General features: G+C 69.8%; 14 protein-coding genes and 1 pseudogene. 7 read left to right on the forward strand and 8 right to left on the reverse strand.

Annotated elements, in window-relative coordinates; translation table 11 throughout:
• Window positions 1-238 precede the first annotated feature (238 nt).
• On the reverse strand, window positions 239-3,523 hold the full coding sequence (locus tag ACFUN8_RS14085; RefSeq protein WP_383635828.1) for a BTAD domain-containing putative transcriptional regulator: 3,285 nt from the start codon (window positions 3,521-3,523) through the stop codon (window positions 239-241).
• A gap of 180 nt (window positions 3,524-3,703) precedes the next feature.
• Here ACFUN8_RS14085 and ACFUN8_RS14090 point away from each other — a divergent pair, with 180 nt between their 5' ends.
• On the forward strand, window positions 3,704-5,833 hold the full coding sequence (locus ACFUN8_RS14090) for a tetratricopeptide repeat protein (protein ID WP_383635831.1): 2,130 nt from the start codon (window positions 3,704-3,706) through the stop codon (window positions 5,831-5,833).
• Window positions 5,834-5,867: 34 nt separating this feature from the next.
• Here ACFUN8_RS14090 and ACFUN8_RS14095 read toward each other — a convergent pair whose 3' ends face one another.
• The 3 genes from ACFUN8_RS14095 to ACFUN8_RS14105 all read right to left on the reverse strand — a co-directional run bounded on the left by ACFUN8_RS14095 (window position 5,868) and on the right by ACFUN8_RS14105 (window position 8,079).
• Window positions 5,868-6,386, reverse strand: a complete 519-nt coding sequence (locus tag ACFUN8_RS14095; RefSeq protein ID WP_383635834.1) for a hypothetical protein — start codon at window positions 6,384-6,386, stop codon at window positions 5,868-5,870.
• Complete coding sequence (locus tag ACFUN8_RS14100; protein WP_383636026.1) at window positions 6,383-7,558, reverse strand: hypothetical protein; 1,176 nt, start codon at window positions 7,556-7,558, stop codon at window positions 6,383-6,385. The genes ACFUN8_RS14095 and ACFUN8_RS14100 overlap by 4 nt, the downstream gene beginning before the upstream one ends.
• A gap of 350 nt (window positions 7,559-7,908) precedes the next feature.
• Complete coding sequence (locus tag ACFUN8_RS14105; protein ID WP_383635837.1) at window positions 7,909-8,079, reverse strand: hypothetical protein; 171 nt, start codon at window positions 8,077-8,079, stop codon at window positions 7,909-7,911.
• Window positions 8,080-8,126: 47 nt separating this feature from the next.
• On the opposite strand from ACFUN8_RS14105, the gene ACFUN8_RS14110 reads away from it, so the two are divergent.
• Complete coding sequence (locus ACFUN8_RS14110; RefSeq protein WP_383635840.1) at window positions 8,127-8,360, forward strand: hypothetical protein; 234 nt, start codon at window positions 8,127-8,129, stop codon at window positions 8,358-8,360.
• A 13-nt stretch (window positions 8,361-8,373) separates the two neighbouring features.
• A pseudogene (locus tag ACFUN8_RS14115) lies at window positions 8,374-8,682 on the forward strand (DUF998 domain-containing protein); the annotation flags it as partial.
• Between the two features lie 150 nt (window positions 8,683-8,832).
• Here ACFUN8_RS14115 and ACFUN8_RS14120 read toward each other — a convergent pair.
• A complete protein-coding gene (locus ACFUN8_RS14120) occupies window positions 8,833-9,750 on the reverse strand; it encodes a trypsin-like serine peptidase (protein WP_383635843.1) in 918 nt (305 codons plus the stop codon).
• A gap of 214 nt (window positions 9,751-9,964) precedes the next feature.
• Here ACFUN8_RS14120 and ACFUN8_RS14125 point away from each other — a divergent pair, with 214 nt between their 5' ends.
• Window positions 9,965-10,318: a PadR family transcriptional regulator gene (locus ACFUN8_RS14125; RefSeq protein WP_383635846.1), complete on the forward strand. Its 354-nt coding sequence runs from the start codon at window positions 9,965-9,967 to the stop codon at window positions 10,316-10,318.
• The gene (locus tag ACFUN8_RS14130) at window positions 10,315-10,983 is read left to right on the forward strand and encodes an HAAS signaling domain-containing protein (RefSeq protein WP_383635849.1); all 669 of its coding nucleotides are present in this window, start codon (window positions 10,315-10,317) and stop codon (window positions 10,981-10,983) included. The genes ACFUN8_RS14125 and ACFUN8_RS14130 overlap by 4 nt, the downstream gene beginning before the upstream one ends.
• A gap of 21 nt (window positions 10,984-11,004) precedes the next feature.
• Here ACFUN8_RS14130 and ACFUN8_RS14135 read toward each other — a convergent pair whose 3' ends face one another.
• Entirely contained in the window at window positions 11,005-11,931 is a 927-nt protein-coding gene (locus tag ACFUN8_RS14135) for an NAD(P)H-binding protein (RefSeq protein WP_383635852.1), read from the reverse strand.
• A gap of 48 nt (window positions 11,932-11,979) precedes the next feature.
• On the opposite strand from ACFUN8_RS14135, the gene ACFUN8_RS14140 reads away from it, so the two are divergent.
• Window positions 11,980-12,351 carry a MerR family transcriptional regulator gene (locus ACFUN8_RS14140; RefSeq protein ID WP_383635855.1) on the forward strand — a complete coding sequence of 124 codons (372 nt, stop codon included), beginning with the start codon at window positions 11,980-11,982 and terminating at the stop codon, window positions 12,349-12,351.
• A gap of 52 nt (window positions 12,352-12,403) precedes the next feature.
• On the opposite strand, the gene ACFUN8_RS14145 is transcribed toward ACFUN8_RS14140, so the two are convergent.
• Entirely contained in the window at window positions 12,404-13,129 is a 726-nt protein-coding gene (locus tag ACFUN8_RS14145) for a TetR/AcrR family transcriptional regulator (RefSeq protein ID WP_383636029.1), read from the reverse strand.
• A gap of 147 nt (window positions 13,130-13,276) precedes the next feature.
• Between ACFUN8_RS14145 and ACFUN8_RS14150 the strand changes: the two genes are divergently transcribed.
• Window positions 13,277-14,488, forward strand: coding sequence for an FAD-dependent monooxygenase (locus tag ACFUN8_RS14150; protein WP_383635858.1), 1,212 nt, complete (start codon window positions 13,277-13,279; stop codon window positions 14,486-14,488).
• A gap of 51 nt (window positions 14,489-14,539) precedes the next feature.
• On the opposite strand, the gene ACFUN8_RS14155 is transcribed toward ACFUN8_RS14150, so the two are convergent.
• A complete protein-coding gene (locus tag ACFUN8_RS14155; RefSeq protein WP_383635861.1) occupies window positions 14,540-15,319 on the reverse strand; it encodes an SDR family oxidoreductase in 780 nt (259 codons plus the stop codon).
• Window positions 15,320-15,406: the final 87 nt, after the last annotated feature.

Here is a 15,406-nt window from a genome sequence, read left to right on the forward strand (position 1 = left end):
CCCCGCTTGGTGGGGGGCCCCGCCGGGTGGCCTGACGGCCACCCCGGCGGGCCCCGGTCTCAACCGGTGGGCTGCCTCAGATCATGATGCAGCCGTTCTGTACCAAGACGGCCAAAAATTCGAGGGTGTTGACCGCCAGGATCTTGCTCACTTCGAAGGTTCCTTCCAGGACTGTTGATCTTGTTAGTCAGGAAGGCAGGTTACCTCACACAACCGAACTCGTGTTCCACCCCTCACCCTATTCGTCGTGCACCGTAGAACGCCCATCCGATTCAGCCTCACCCAAGCGTTCGACGTCATTCAGGCGGCGAAAGATTCTACGCGCATCAACATTGCCTCGATGCCGGACCAATTCAAATGCTTGACGCAATGTCATGCGCGCTTCATTGACATCTCCCGCAGCGAGGCGCACCTCCGCGAGCAGCATCCGCGCGGCCGATTCCTCATCGAGGTCGTCGGTGCGGGCGGCGACGACAACGGCCGCCCGGAGACGGTCCGTCGCCTCGGCGAGACGCCCGGCGGCGAAGTCGGCGCGCCCGAGGCAGCGAAGGGCCTGAACCTCGTGTCGGGCCGCCCCTATCTCCTGCGCGATCGTCAGCCCTTCGAAGCAGTACCGGACGGACGCGTCTCCGTCCCCCAGCCGCCAGTGGGCCTCACCGATCCCGACCAGAGCCTCGGCCTGGCTCTTCCTGTCGCCGAGGGACCGGAACTCCGAAAGCGTCTCACCGAACAGGACGAGAGCCGCAGAGAATTCGCCCGATTCCGCGAAGACCTGGGCAAGATTTCTCCGTACCGTCGCACGGTCGTATCGGCTTCCGGCAGCTTCCAGAAAAGAGATGGACTCCTCGAAAGAACAGCGGGCCGATTCCAGCTCTCCGGCCTGCATCTGCAATTCACCAATATTGTTCAGCGTCTTGGCGGACGAGGTCTCATCACCCGCCGCCCTGAAACCCGTGAGAGCCCCGCGAAAATGCTCAAGCGCCCGACCGCGTTCACCGAGGAACAGCAGAGTCACCGCGATATTGTTCCGGCTGCGCGCCTTGTCCCAGATGTCGCCCGAGAGCGATTTTACGGCGAGGGATTTCTGGAGCAGGACGAGAGCCTTGCGATTCTCGCCGAGATGCCAGTTCAGCGTGCCGAGCACGCGCAGCGCCTCGGCCTCCGCGGGGTCGTCGCCCAATGTGCGCGCGAGGTCCAGCGCCCGCTCCCCCGCCTCCGCCGCCTCCGCGTAACTCCCGACGCTCGCCTCCGCCGCGCACAGGTCGATCAGCGCGCGGCAGAGCGCCGGCTCGTTGTCGTTCGTCCGGTCCCAGTGGGCGACGGCGTACCGCAGGAGCTTCTTGGCGTCCTGCCAGTAGCACTCGGCCAGAAGGAACCCACCCAGTGCGCAGGCGAGTTGGGCCGCGCGCTCGGGGGCGCCGTCGCGCCGGGCGTGGTCTTCGACCGCCAAGAGGTTGCCGCGTTCCGCGGCGAGCCAGGACCGGGCGGCTGTCGCGTCCGGCAGGGCAGGCGGTGGCGTCGACAGCGGCGGGGCCGACGGGGTCGGCTGTATGCGTCGGGGATATGCCTTTCGGTCCGCAAGACCGGCTGTCGTGACGTAGAAATCCGTCAGGCGGGCGACGGCCTGCCGTCGCTCCTGCTCACTGTCCTCCGAATTGCATAGCCCGTAGGCATATTCGCGCAACAGATCGTGGTAGCGATAGCGGTCCGGTACGGGCTCTCGGAGCAGGTGGCAGGCCAGCAGACCTTCGAGTAATCGCTCCGTCGCGTCCAGCGGCAGGCCCAGCAGGGCCGCTGCCGCGTCGGCGGTGAAATCGGGTCCTGGATGCAGCCCGAGGCGGCGGAACGCGGTCCGTTGCAGCGCGGTGAGCGTCCGATAGGACAGCGCGAACGCCCGGGTCATTTCATGCTCTTGATCGGCGGTGCGAATTTCCGCGAGCCGTCCGGGACTTCGGGCGAGGCGCTCGGCGAGCACGCCCAGTGTCCAGGACATACGGGCCCGGAATCGATGCGCCACCAGCTCAATCGCGAGGGGCAGATACCCGCACAGGCTCACGATCCGGCCGGTCTCCGCGATGTCGCGGGTGCGCTCCTCGCCCGCGAAGCCGCGGAAGAGCGTGATCGCGTCCTCCTTCGACAGGACGTCGAGCGGGACCGACAACGCCTGTGGGATACCGGTGAGATGGCGGCGGCTGGCGATGATCGTGAGGGACGGCGACCCGCTCGGCAGCAGCGGGCCGACCTGTTCGGCTCCGGCCGCGTCGTCCAGGACGATGACCATCCGCCGTTCGGCCAGCATGGTCCGCCACAGGGCCGTACGCCCCTCCAGCTCCGCCGGGATGGAGAAAGCCGGGGCGCCGAGCAGCCTCAGCAGGGTCGCCAGCGCCGCCCTGGCAGTGAGCGGCTCCTGGGTACGTGAGTGGCCGCGCAGGTTGATGTAGAGCTGGCCCTCGGGGTATCTCTCCGCGAGCAGGTGGGCGGTGGCGACGACCAGGGCCGTCTTGCCGACCCCCGCCATGCCGCTGACCGCCTCCACCGAGACGACCGATCCGACGTGCGCGCCCTTGTCGACGATCATCGAGGTCAGCGCCTGCAACTCCGACCGGCGTCCCACGAGCGACGGTTGCTGGGGCAGATTCCGGGGTGGCGACACGTCGGGCCGGGGCACGCCCGGCGGCGGCGCCAGGTCTGCCGCGTCAGGCGCGGGCGCGGGCCCAACCACCCGGACGGGCAACGCCGTTCGTCCCGTACCACCGCCACCCCCGTGCACCAGTTCCAGCGCCGGTACGCGGGCCAGCACACCCTGGTGGATCGTGTTCAGCTCGACCCCGGGGACCGCCCCGTACTCCACCATCAGCGACTGCCGGGCCCGCTGGTGGACCCGGAGCGCGTCCGCGTACCGGCCGCTGCCGTAGTACGCGAGCATCAACTGCCCGAGCAGCGTCTCGTCCCCGGGGTGCTGCTCGACCAACGCGGACAGCTCGCCCAGCTGTTCGGCGAAGCGGCCCAGCCGCAGTCCGGCGGCGATACGTGACGTACTGGCGCTCAGCCGGGTCTCCGCCAGCGTTCTGCGTACGGTCGCCGCCCAGAATCCGGGCAGCCCCGCGAGCGCCTCGCCCTGCCACAACTCCTCGGCGCGGGAAAGCAGTTCGACCACGCGCTCGTCGCCGCCCGCGCTGGTGAACGCCGCGTCGACGAAGCGCTGGAAGCGCTGCCGGTCCACGGTGTCCCGCGCGGTGCGCAGGGTGTAGGTGTGCGCGCGGCCGTCGATGTTGGGCGCGCCCGGTCCCGTACCGGCCGCCTTCAGGCGCCGGCGGATGCGTGAGACGTAGGTGTGCGCGTTCTCGCGGGCGCGATCCGGCGGGTCGCCGTCCCAGAGTCGTTCCATCAGCTCACTGATCGCGACAGGACGTCCCGCGTCGAGTGCGAGCGAGGCCAGTAACACCCGCTCTTTGTCCGATCCGAGCTTCAGCCAGTTCCCGTTCAGCCGAAGCCCCACGGGCCCCAGAATCTGGAATTCCACCAGCGCCCCCGCTGGTCCGACGGATGGCTCACGAGCATGACACCGTGCGGCGAATGCCGCCATAGACCGTTGCCATAGTTGGCGCGATCCGTTCTTATTCCTGATGGTCATTCCAAGTCGCGCCGGGGTAGGACCCGAAACAGTCCGTGTAATTGGCAATCGATCTGCGGGGGCGGATGGATGAGTGATTCGAGTACGGCGTCGCAAGGGCCTCATGGGAATGAGATCAGTGGCGAGGCGAGACTGTACGGACCCACTGTCCAGGCCCGTGAGGTGCACGGCGGCATTCATCTCCACCCCGCGCCGGCCGCGCCCGAGCGACCGGCGCCACCGCGCCAACTGCTGCCCGTTCCGGCCCACTTCACCAACCGGGAGGGGGATGTCGCGTCGCTGAACGGTCTTCGTGACACCGGGATGCCACTGATCGTCGTCAGTGGTCCGGCCGGAATCGGCAAGACGACCCTGGTGTCCAAATGGCTCCGCTCGCTCAGCTCCGAGTATCCCGACGGACAGTTGTACGCGGATCTGCGTGGGCACTCGGCGGGCGGGCCGGTGGGACCGGCAGAAATCCTCGGCCAGTTCCTCCGAGCGCTGGGCGCCGGTCCGCCGTCCGCCGACGCGGTTGAACTGGCCGCGCTGTGGCGGTCGTTCACCGCCGACCTGCGGATCGCGGTCATGCTGGACAACTCCTTCACGGCCGCCCAGATCCGGCCGCTGCTGCTCGGCGGGCCGGGGGGACTCGTCGTCGTCACCAGTCGCCGCAGGCTGACCGGCCTGCGCATGGAGGGAGCGGGCTTCCACCAGCTCGACGCGCTCGGTCCGGCCGCCGGGGTCGAACTGCTCAGCCGCGGCATCGGGGCCGACCGCGTCGCGGGTGAACTCCCGGCGGTCCGCCGCCTGGTGGCCCTCTGCGCGGGCCTTCCGCTCGCGGTGTGCCTGGCGTCCGCCCGGCTCGCGACCCGGCCGAGACAGTCGGTGGGGGCGCTTGCCGACGCCCTCGCCCGGAACGCGGGCGGAGGCCGGCTGGCCGCGCTCGAAGTCGAAGGGGAGACCTCCGTGCACAAGGCCCTGGACGAGTCGTACGCGGTGCTGAGCGAGGAAACCGCCCGCCTGTACAGGACACTCGGTCTGCTCCCGGTGCGTACCTTCGGCGCGATGATCGCCGCGGCGTCCTGCGGCAAGTCGCTGGACTGGGCGGAGCGCCGACTGGACGAGCTGGTCGAGGCGAATCTCGTGGAGGACGTCGGCCCGGAGAGCTGCCGCTTCCATGATCTCGTACGGATCCACGCGCACGACCGTGCCCTGGAGGACGACACGGACGCCGCCCGCGAGGAGGCACTGCGCCGATTCTGCGACTGGTGCCTGTACACGGCGACGGCGGCTCAAGAGCGCCTGACCCCGGTGCAGTTCACCCTTCCCAGGACCTACGACCACCGGCCGGACCTGCCGCTGCCGTTCGCGGACGACGTGGCGGCGCTCGGCTGGCTCGACTCGCACCGGACGCAACTGCTGGGCGCCGTAAGTCTCGCGGCGAACAACGGCTGGCACGACACGAGTTGGATGCTGGTGGACGCGATGTGGCCCCTTTTCTTACGATTAAGACACTATACTGACTGGGTCGCGGCCCACGAGATCGGCCTGGAGTCCGCCCGGCGGGCCGGGAACAAGGCGGCCGAGCGCCAGATGCTCAACTCGGGGGCCATCGGTCTGGGCGCCGCCCGCCGCACCGAGGAGGCGACCGCCTGGTACCAGGCTTCCCTCCGGGCGGCGCGCGACGCCGGGGACGTACGGGACGAGGGACAGGCGCTGCTGGGCCTCGGCGCGTGCCACCGTGAGGCCGGACGGCCCGCCGACGCCGTCACCTACCTGAACCGCGCGATCGAGGTGTGGGAGGGCTGCGGTTACCCGCGCGGCGCGGCTCTCGCCCGGACCACTCTCGGCGAGATCGCGCTCGCGGCGGGCGAGCCGGACGAGGCGGTCGACTGCTTCACCCGGGCCCATGCCGCGATGGTGGCGGTGAACGACCCGCACGACGCCGCGCGGGCCCTCGCCTTCCTGGGGCGCGCCGGTGTCCGAGCGGGGGCGTACGCGGAGGGCGTGGCGAGGATGAACGAGGCGTTGGCCGTCTTCACCGGGTCAGGAGCTGCCTTCTGGCAGGCGCGCACCTTGGAAATGCTGGGCGAGAGTGCGGCGGAGCAAGGCGACACGACGGCCGCTGCGGATTTCCGTACGCGGGCCCTCGCGCTGTTCGAGGCCACGAGCCCCGCCGACGCGCGTCGGCTCGGCGAGGTGGGACCGGGCCGTGGGTGACGGCCCGGTCCCGGTGTGAGTGGGCTTGTGCCGCTCAGCTGGACGGTGCGTTGCGGGCGTACGGCCATTCCCGCAGCGAGCGCCCTGCCACCAGCCAGGCATGCACGCACGACGGCAGCAACGACGGCTCGCCGTACGCGGGATACGGCCCGTACGGTACGAGGGCCACGGCCCGGTCGGAGGCACCGCCGGCGGCCACGGCCCAGCCGCCCGCGCCTCCGACACCGGTAAGGGGGATCGCGGCGACACCGCACGCCGGGTGGGCGGAGGTGAGGTCCGTCAGGCGGCGCATCGCGTCGGCGACCGAGTGCGCGGCCCGGCTGCCCTGCAGTACGTCCGCGCAGTCCAGCAGGCGGCCGTCCCGGCAGGCGTCCACGTCCACGACGAAGTGCTCGTCCACGACGCTGTGTTCGAGGATGTCCGGCGACGCAGCGTGGACACGGTCCGCGGGGCGTAGCCGTACGCTCAGCCGCCCGCCGGACGACGCGTCGGCGCAACGCGCGCGCAGCACATCGGGAAAGGGGCTCGCCTCGACCACGACGAACCGCTTCACGCCGACATCTCCCCGCGCTCCGGCGCCCACGCGGGCATGAGCAGCGGTAACGGCGGCGGCTCCGGCAGTGGGACGGTCAGTGGCTCGTGCGCGGGCTGGCCGATCCCCAGCAGCCCGTACATCAGCTTGCGCATGTTCCGGTTGAACCGTCCCGGCTCGGAGGTGATGCGCGACGCGATCGCGGCGTACTCCTCCGGCCGGTACTCCCTTGCCGCGTAGTCGAGTTGGTCCACCAGCGGGTGGGTGGGTGACAGCGTCGGCGCGTGCGCCGCGAGGGCCGCGGCGGGCGACGACGGATTGATCTCCTGCTCCGGGGAGGTGGCCAGCAGCATCGGCGCCTGGGTGAGCGTGCCGTAGAGCGTGGCCGAGCCGTGGTCACCGATGATCCGGTCCGCCGCGATCAGGACGCTGCGCCAGTCGGCCTCCGGCGGCACGATCCCGATGCCCAGTTGCCCGCATCGTGCCAGCCACGACCTGACCTGATAAGCGCCGTGCCCCGCCCAGACGTTGGGGTGCACGAGCAGGGCCGTACGGTAGTGCGTCGTCGGCAGTTCGCCGATCAGCCGCGGCAGCAGCGCGTCGAACCGGCCGAACGACGACTGCGCACCCCAGGTGGAGACCGCGACCACCAGTTTCTGTCCTTCGGCGAGTCCGAGCGCGCGGCGGTACGCGGCGCGCAGCGGCAGGCTGGCGGTGATCCGGTCGTGTACGGGATCACCGATCACCTGCGCCAGTGGGAGCAACTCCGGGCATTCGCGCGCCAATTCGCGCAGTTCGGCGTGGTGCGGCACCACCACGGCGGCCGGCACCCGCCCACCGGGCAGGAGATCCTGCCGGCGGAGCCCTGCCACACCCGCGTTCGCTCCCCCGACCACCCGCTTCAGGTAGTTGGCCCCGTGCGGCAGCGTGATGAGTGGCGCGTCTATGTACTGCACGCCGCGTGGGCCCGCGGCGAGAGCGAGATCGAAGGTCATGCGCGTCGCCTGCTCCCACGGCAGCACGGCGCTCCCCAGCCGCGCGAGGAAGGCGGGCACGTCGTCGCCGAAAGCGTGCGGCGGGGCTGTGAAGAGCACCTGGAGCCGGAAGTCGGCTTCCAGCAGCGACAGGACGTCGAGAAGTCGTTTCCCGTACGTCACGGTGTGGATCACCGCGAGTATCTTCTTACGCCCCACCAGGGTCAGCCACTGCCGTGACTCACCGACGTTCGCTTCGATCGTGCCTGTTTCGATGGCGGCTGTTTCGATGGCGCCGGTCTCGGTGGTGTCGGTCTCGGTGGTGTCGGTCTCGGTGGTGCCTGTCTCGAACCTGCTGGCTTCGGTCGTACTCGCTCCGGTACTACTCGATCCGGTCCTGCTCAACGCCGACATGGCGTCCCCCTGTTGACTTCTCTTCCGAGTGCCACGAACTTCCTTCTACCGAGGGATGCCCGGCAGGGGGGACGGAAGGCTCGACGGACCCTTGCGAGAACCTTGCACGGAGCTGCCGTGGCGGGGCCGGCCGAGGAACGCTGCTTGGAGCAGTGCTACTTGACGGAGCCGGTCCGGTCGGCCTCGGGCTGGCGGAAGCCGTCACCGACCGCGAGTTCGGTGTCCTCCGCCGACGTCTCTTCCGCCGGGTCTTCCTCTGCGGAGGGGTCTTCGTCGGCCGGGGCCGCGTCGGCCTGCTCTCCGGTGGCGGCCCGTTCGGCGACCAAGCGGTTCCGGGCCGAGCGCCGCGCGCAATGAGCGGGAGTGGCAGGCGTTGAGGCTGCTCGCGAGGTACGCGCCGGGGCTTGCGCCCGTACCCCTCGATGTCGTGTCGTTCCTGGCCGAGTTCGACCTGACCGCAGAGGAACGCGTTCGTCTCCGGGACTGTCGCAGGCTCCTCGCGCTCGTATGGCTGTTCCTCTTGTCCTTCGACGACCCCGCGCGCCGTCGCAACCCACCGGGAACCGCCGAACGGCAAGCCGTCCGGTTGGGCAGGCTGCTCACGTAAGACCGGCCCGGCGGGCTGGGTACAGACCGTCGGCTTCGTCCTCGCGGGCCTGCTGTCGTCGGCCTTCGCCGTGGGGTTGTGGCGAGCGGAGGAGTACCGCTGGGGCGCCTCACTGATCAGGGTGTGGGCGATCGGGCTGCTGGGGGCGGGCATCTTCAGGACGGATCCGATACGCGGGTACCCGCCCGGCACGCCCGGCCAACTCGAACGCCACACCCGCGCGGGGGCGCTGCACGACCTCCTCTTTTCCGTCGGATTCCTCGCCCTCGCCGCGGCCTGTTTCGTACTTTCCCCGGCCGGCTCGCCGGGCTGGGCCGGCTAGTCGAGCACCGCGTTCACCAGCGGCGGGCGCCTGTCCCCGTACGGCGGTCTGATTCAGCGCGTCTCGGTCACGATCGGCTGGACCTGGCTGCTACTGCTGGCAGTTCGGGCACTTCGCACCTGAGGGCCGCCGAATCCGCCCGGACAGTCCTCAGCCGTTCTGGGCGCGGTCGTACACCTTCTTGGCCGTGGCCCCCAGCACCTCGCCGTACATCTTCGTCGGGACCAGGGAGTCCAGCGCGGCGTTGACCGAGACCAGGGTGCCCTTGCCGGTGGTGGCGCTGAAGTCGGCCAGCCAGGGGCCGCCGCTGGAGCCGCCGGTCAGGTCGCAGGGGATGACCTGCGTGCCGTGCTCCTTCTTCGTCTTGCCGACGCAGCGCAGGAGTTCCTCGCCGCGCTGCGGGCTGGTGGCGGAGTAGCCGAGGGCGGAGACGGTGCCGCCGACGGGGCGGTTGAAGGCGATGGGCTGGCCGCCCACGACGTCGGTGAGCTTCTTGCCGTTCTTGTCGGGGTCGACGACCAGCGCGGCCATGTCGTTGGTGGAGTCGTTCACCCAGGCGCGCGGGGTCGCGGCGGTGCGGACCGCGAAGACAACGTGCGGCTTCTTGCCCTTGTGGTAGCCGGGGATGAACACCATCGTGGTGTTGGTGTTGCCGGGAGAGGAACCCATCCGCACACAGTGGGCGGCGGTCATCACCGCGGAGCGGTTGGCGCTCTTCACGGCGGTGGCGCTGCACCAGGTGTCGGCGCCTTTCGCGTTGACGAAGAAGAGCCGGCCCACGGTCTTCAGCGCGACGCCCTTGTACGGCTTGGCCTTCGGTCCGCTCGGGCCGAGGTCCACGGACTTGCCAACGGCCTTGATGCGGGCGGTAGTCCAGTAGGCGAGAGCTTCCTTGCGCTCCTTGGCGGTGTACTTCAGGACCGAGACCGGGTCGGGCGCGGCGGCCGACGCCGATGCCGACGCCGTCGCCGGGATCGGGGCGGCGAGGGCGAGCGCCGTACCGGCTGCGGCGAGCGCCATGGGCCGACCACGGAAGCGCCGGATCAAGGAAGTTGAAGTCTCGGACATGGCAGCTGTCTCCTCGGCTGACGCAGGCAACGGACGGGGGCTGGCCGCCCTCCGCCCGGCAAGACAGGGGAACCCGCCTGTTCGGTTGGCGCTGTCGATGATCTGTGACACAAGTGCGTGATGGGGCGGGGCGTTTGCGACCGGGCGCGGTCCGGAAGCCCGCTCCGGAAGCCCGGCCTGGCGGTAACGTCCCTCGGCAGGTACCTTGTGGTGCATGGTACTTGGTGGAGCACACTCCGGAGTGAGCCAACTCCGGCGTGGGGTCCTGCAGTTCTGCGTTCTGGCTCTTCTTCGCGACCACGAGAAGTACGCCTTCGAGCTGGTACGGGAGTTGTGTGACGCCCATGGGCTCGCGACCAGCGAGGGCACCATCTACCCGCTGCTGTCACGGCTCCGGAAGGAGGGGTGGGTGAACACCGTCTGGAAAGAGTCCGAGACCGGGCCACCTCGCCGCTACTACACGCTGACGGCCACGGGGCGCGCGGCGTTGACGGACTTCGCGGGAGAGTGGGGCACCTTCAAGACCACCGTCGACAGCCTTCTGGACAGCGAGAGGAAGCAGCAGTGACCTCAACAGGAGATCGGCTCGTCGAGGAGTATCTGGGCCGTCTCGACAACGCTTCCGTGTTCCTCACGAACGAACGCCGCGCGGAACTCAGACAGGAGATCGTCGAGCACATAGACGCCGGCCTGGAAGAGGCGGACTTCGTCCATGCCGAGGCGGTCCGCGCCGTACTGAAGCGGCTGGGCCCGCCCGCGGACATCGTCGCCTCGGAGCTCGGCCCCAGGTCGGCCGGTTCCACCGGCTCCACGGGCGCCACGCCCATCGTCGCGCCGGTTCCCGCTCCCGTGCCCGGGGCGGCCGGCCACGACGGCGGTGGACACGCACCCCTGGTAGGCGCGAGCGGCGGCGGTTCCGCTCCTGTTCCGCCCGCGCGCCTGCGGAGAGTCTGGCCCCTACTGATCGGGTCGGTGGCGACGGCAGTCGTTCTCGGTGTGCTGGTTCTCGGGACGACCATCTCGTCCAGCGACGTGAACCAGCAACAGCAGCGCCCGTCGTTCGCACCCTCGCAAAGCGGTGTACCGGGGAGCGAGGTGTCGGATCCGCCTCCGGAGGTCGGTTCTGAGACCTCGTTCACGCCCTCCGGCACACCCTCACTCACGCCCTCGGAGCAGTCTTCGGAGCAGTCTTCGGAGCGGCCCTCGGAACAGCCCACCGAATCACCTTCATGACGGGGACACCGGCCCTCGCCCTCAGCCGAAGTCGGCCACGTGGTCGACGGCCCACCTCGCGAAGGTGCCCGCCGGTCGGCCAATGAGGCGCTCGACATGATCGGTGATGCGGTGCGATTCCGGTCGGCGCAGCGAGGCGGCCAGCAGTGCCTCCACCAGTCGCTCAGGACGACCGTCGGCCAGCATGCGTGATCGGGCGAGATCCGCCGACAGTGGCTCGAAGGTCAGATCGCGCCGGAGTACGGCTCCGAGTCGCGCGACCTGGTCGGCGCGACCGAGCACCTCGGGTCCGGTCAACACGTACGGACCGAAGTCCAGTTGGTCGTGGTGCGGCGCGAGCAGTACGGCCACCGCCGCATCGGCGACGTCGCGTTCGTCGACGACGGCCGTACGCGCGACGTCCCGGCCCGCGACCACATCGCCCGCCCGTAACTGCGCAGCCCAGCCATGGGCGTTGGAAGCCAGGGTGTCACTGCGCAGCACCACGGGGCGCAGCCCGGCGCCACGGAGCAGGGCTTCCATGTCGGCGTGCACCTGAACGATGGGGTCGCTCTGCCGGGCCGCCTCGTCACGGATGGCTGTCGAGGACACGTGGACAACACGGGGCGCCGTCGCGGCGAGTTCCGCGACCAGTCCGTGGGCGGGGGCGGAGTCGAGCAGTGGCCAGATGAGAAAGACGGCGTCGACACCCACGAGCGCGGCGCGGACGGCCGTGGGGTCCGTGAGGTCACCGACCACCGACTCGGCCGCCGAGCTCGGACCGGCGCGGTGGCGCACGAGGCACCGTACGCGCGCTCCGTGCGCCTGGAGGCGGTGGACGACTGCACGGCCGAGGTTGCCGGTCGCGCCGGTGACCAGGATCGATGGACTGCGACTGTCACTGTGACCGCGACTGGGACTGGGACTGCGACTGTTACGGGTGCCGGTGGGGCGAGTGGTGTCAGGCATGATCGAGACGCTAGGGGTTCAGGTCGACATGAAGGCAAGGCGCGTGTGATGCGGACGATCGGAGCAGTCGCAGCAGAGCTGGGCATCGACGCTCATGTACTGCGGCACTGGGAGGATGTGGGCGCGCTCACCGTGCGTCGCGACGGCAACGGCTACCGCGTCTACGACGACAAGGCCCTGGAGCAGGCGCGCGCCGTGCTGAAGCTGCGGAGCGTCGGGCTCTCGTTGCCGGAAGTGGTCGCGGCCATGGCGCCGAAGAAGCGGGCCGCACAGGCAGTCGTGAGGGCGAAGATCGCCGCACTCGAAAGTGAGGTCACCCGTAGACGGCAGGCCATCACCTTCTTGGAGCACACCGTCGAGTGCCGGCATCGCTATCTGGATGAATGTGCGGACTGTGCGCACTTCGTCCGTGAAACCTGAGCACCCTCCCACCGGGAGGACGTGATCCGGGCCGCGGTCAGCCCTCACTCCGCTAGCCGACACGCCGCCGGTCGATGAGTGCGGCCAATCCGTCCAGGATGCGTTGCAGGCCGAACTCCCACGCCTGATCTTGACCGTCGGACTCGACCGCCGACGCGAAGGCCGCCGTGAGTGCGGGGAACTGCTCACCGTGCGACGTCATCAAGTCGCCCAGGATGGCGCCCAGTTGTGCCTCCGGATTACCGGCGGGACCGCCTGCCGCGTGGGCCTGTTGGGTGATGCCCCGTACGTGACCGACCAACAGGACGGCAGCGTCCATGCGTTCGGCACCGCTCAGCCCCGTGCCGTCCAGCGCGGAGACGGCGCGCTCCAGCCAGGACAGTTCCCCCGGCCCCTGGACCCGCGGGCCGACCGTGGCGGCCAGCACCCAGGAGTGCTCAAGAAACAGGGTGAGCAACTGGCGCGCCCATTGCTCCAGTTGCTCCCGCCAGCCGACGGACCGCCCCTCCTCCGGCGGCGGGCAGGGGCCGATCGCGGTCTCCACCATCAGCGCGACCAGCTCCGCCTTGCCCGGCACGTACCGGTACAGCGCCATCTTCGTCACGCCCAGCCGCGCGGCGACGCGCTGCATGGACACCTCGCCCAGCCCCTCCGAGTCGGCGATCTCGATCCCCGCCCGCGCGATGCGGTCCAGGTCGAGCGTCGGTCGGGGGCCCCGCGCGGGCTTGGGGTGTGGGCCCCACAGCAGCCGCACCAGCTCGGCGTGCTCGCCATCCATGTCGGTCACTTCTCCTGCCCGCCCCGCGCCCAGCGCCGTGAACCCGCCCTTTGCCCCTGCCCCTGCCCCTTGCCGAGACAACTGCGTCTACGGTACACATTAATCAATAGTGTCCCTAGGACACAGTTTCTCGGTGGAGGAAATGTCGTGACCAAGAACGTCCTCATCTCCGGCGCGAGCATCGCCGGCCCCGCGCTGGCCTTCTGGCTGGGGCGCCTCGGCTTCGAGCCCACCGTCGTCGAACTGGCCCCCGCCCTGCGCCACGGAGGCCAGGCCGTCGACTTCCGCGGCGAGACCCACCTGACCGTGCTGGAGCGCATGGGCCTGCTCCCCGCACTGCGCGAACTCCAGACCGGCGGCAGCCCGATGCGCTTCGTCGACGAACGCGGCCGGACACTGCTGCACCTGCCGGCCGAGTTCGCCGGGGGCGAGATAGAGGTGCTGCGCGGCGACCTGGCCGCGGTGCTGTACGAGCACAGCCTCCCCCGCACCGAGTACGTCTTCGGCGACTCGATCACCCACCTGACCGAGACGCCCTCCGGCGTACGGGTCGACTTCCAACGCGGAGTCTCACGCGACTTCGACCTGGTCATCGGCGCGGACGGACTGCACTCCAACGTCCGTCGTCTCGCCTTCGGCCCGGAGGAGGACTACGTGAGCCACCTCGGGTACTACGCCGCCACCTGGCGGCTGCCCACTGATCTGGGCCTGCCGAGGGGATCGGCCGGACACAAGGGTTCGGTCGGATACAACGTGCCGGGGCGGCTCGCCTCCGTCGGCGCCGACCACCGGGACCCGGCCCAGGCAGGGGCGTTCTTCGCCTTCGCCTCGCCGGAACTGTCCTACGACCGCCACGATCTCGACCAGCAGAAGCGTCTGATCGACGACGCCTTCTCCGGACTCGGCTGGGAGGTGCCCCGCCTGCTCGCCTCCCTGCACCAGGCCCCCGACCTGTACTTCGACTCCATCAGCCGGGCGGACGTGGACACCTGGTCGACGGGGCGGGTGTGTCTCGTCGGCGACGCCGCCTGCGGGGCCACCATCGGCGGCATGGGCTCGGGGACCGCGGTAGTCGCCGCCTATGTGCTGGCCGGCGAACTCGCCCGAGCCGACGGCGACCATCGGACGGCGTTCACGCGGTACGAAACCAGGCTCCGCAAGTACGCCAAGGGCTGCCAGGCGGGCGGCGACCGTACCGGAAAATTCCTCGCCCCCGGCACCGCCACCGGCATTCGTCTCCGCAACGCCCTGCTGTCCCGACCCCTGTTCCTGAACGGAATGCTCAAGCTGGGAGAGAGAGTCAGCAGCACCGTGACCCTGCCCGACCATCCGGCCGCCCTCGGCCACCTCGGCCGGTGAACCTCTTCGGAGAGCGACCGGATCCGTCCGCCGCACGCAGCTGGGCAGCGGCTACCAGTCGAGTGTGAGGGGAACGAAGGGAGCGTCCTCGGGTGCCGCCTTGCGGGCCTCCAGGGCGGTCCTGGCGGGCGCGCCCACCGGAACGCGCAGCGGAGGATCGGGCTGCTCGATGGTGTCCGCGACCGCGGCGGCCACTTCCTCAGGAGTGACGGGCTCGAAGATCGACGTGCCACGCAGAGGGCCGAACTGCTTGAACAACGGCGTGTAGGGGTCGTTCTCCCCGAAGAAGGACTTGGCACGCTCGGCCCCGCCGGAGGAGACAGTGCTCGGCTGAAGGATGCTCACCCTGACACCGAAGTGACCCGCCTCGACAGCCAGCGTCTCCGCGAACGCCTCCATCGCCCACTTGCTGGCCGCGTACGGACCGATGATCGGCACAACCAACCGGCCCTGAATGCTGGACACGAAGACCAGCCGGCCCGCGCCGCGTTCACGCATGGCGGGCAGCACCCCCTGCACCACACGCAAAGGGCCGAAAGCGTTGAGCTGGAAGAGTGCCTCGACCTCGGACATGGGCACGCTCTCCAGGGGCGCCCGGATCGTCGCGCCCGCATTGCTGACGAGCACGTCGATCTCCCCTGCCTCCCGGACAGCCTCATCGACACTTTCCTGATCGGTGACGTCCAGGCGCAGACGCTGGTCGACAGGGAGATCGTCGAGGTCTTCGGGCCGGCGGGCAGTGGCGACAACCCGGTGGCCACGCGCGGCAAGTTCGATCGCGATAGCCCTGCCGATACCCCTGGACGCGCCGGTGATCAGTACGGATGCCATGTCGCTCTCCTGTCTGGATGATGTGGCGGAGTCGGCGGAAGCGACGGCGCGCCTCATCGGTTTCGCCCGGCCTCCCTGGGAGGCGGG

Origin of the sequence: Streptomyces sp. NPDC057307, assembly GCF_042667665.1 — a bacterium.
GTDB lineage: Bacteria > Actinomycetota > Actinomycetes > Streptomycetales > Streptomycetaceae > Streptomyces.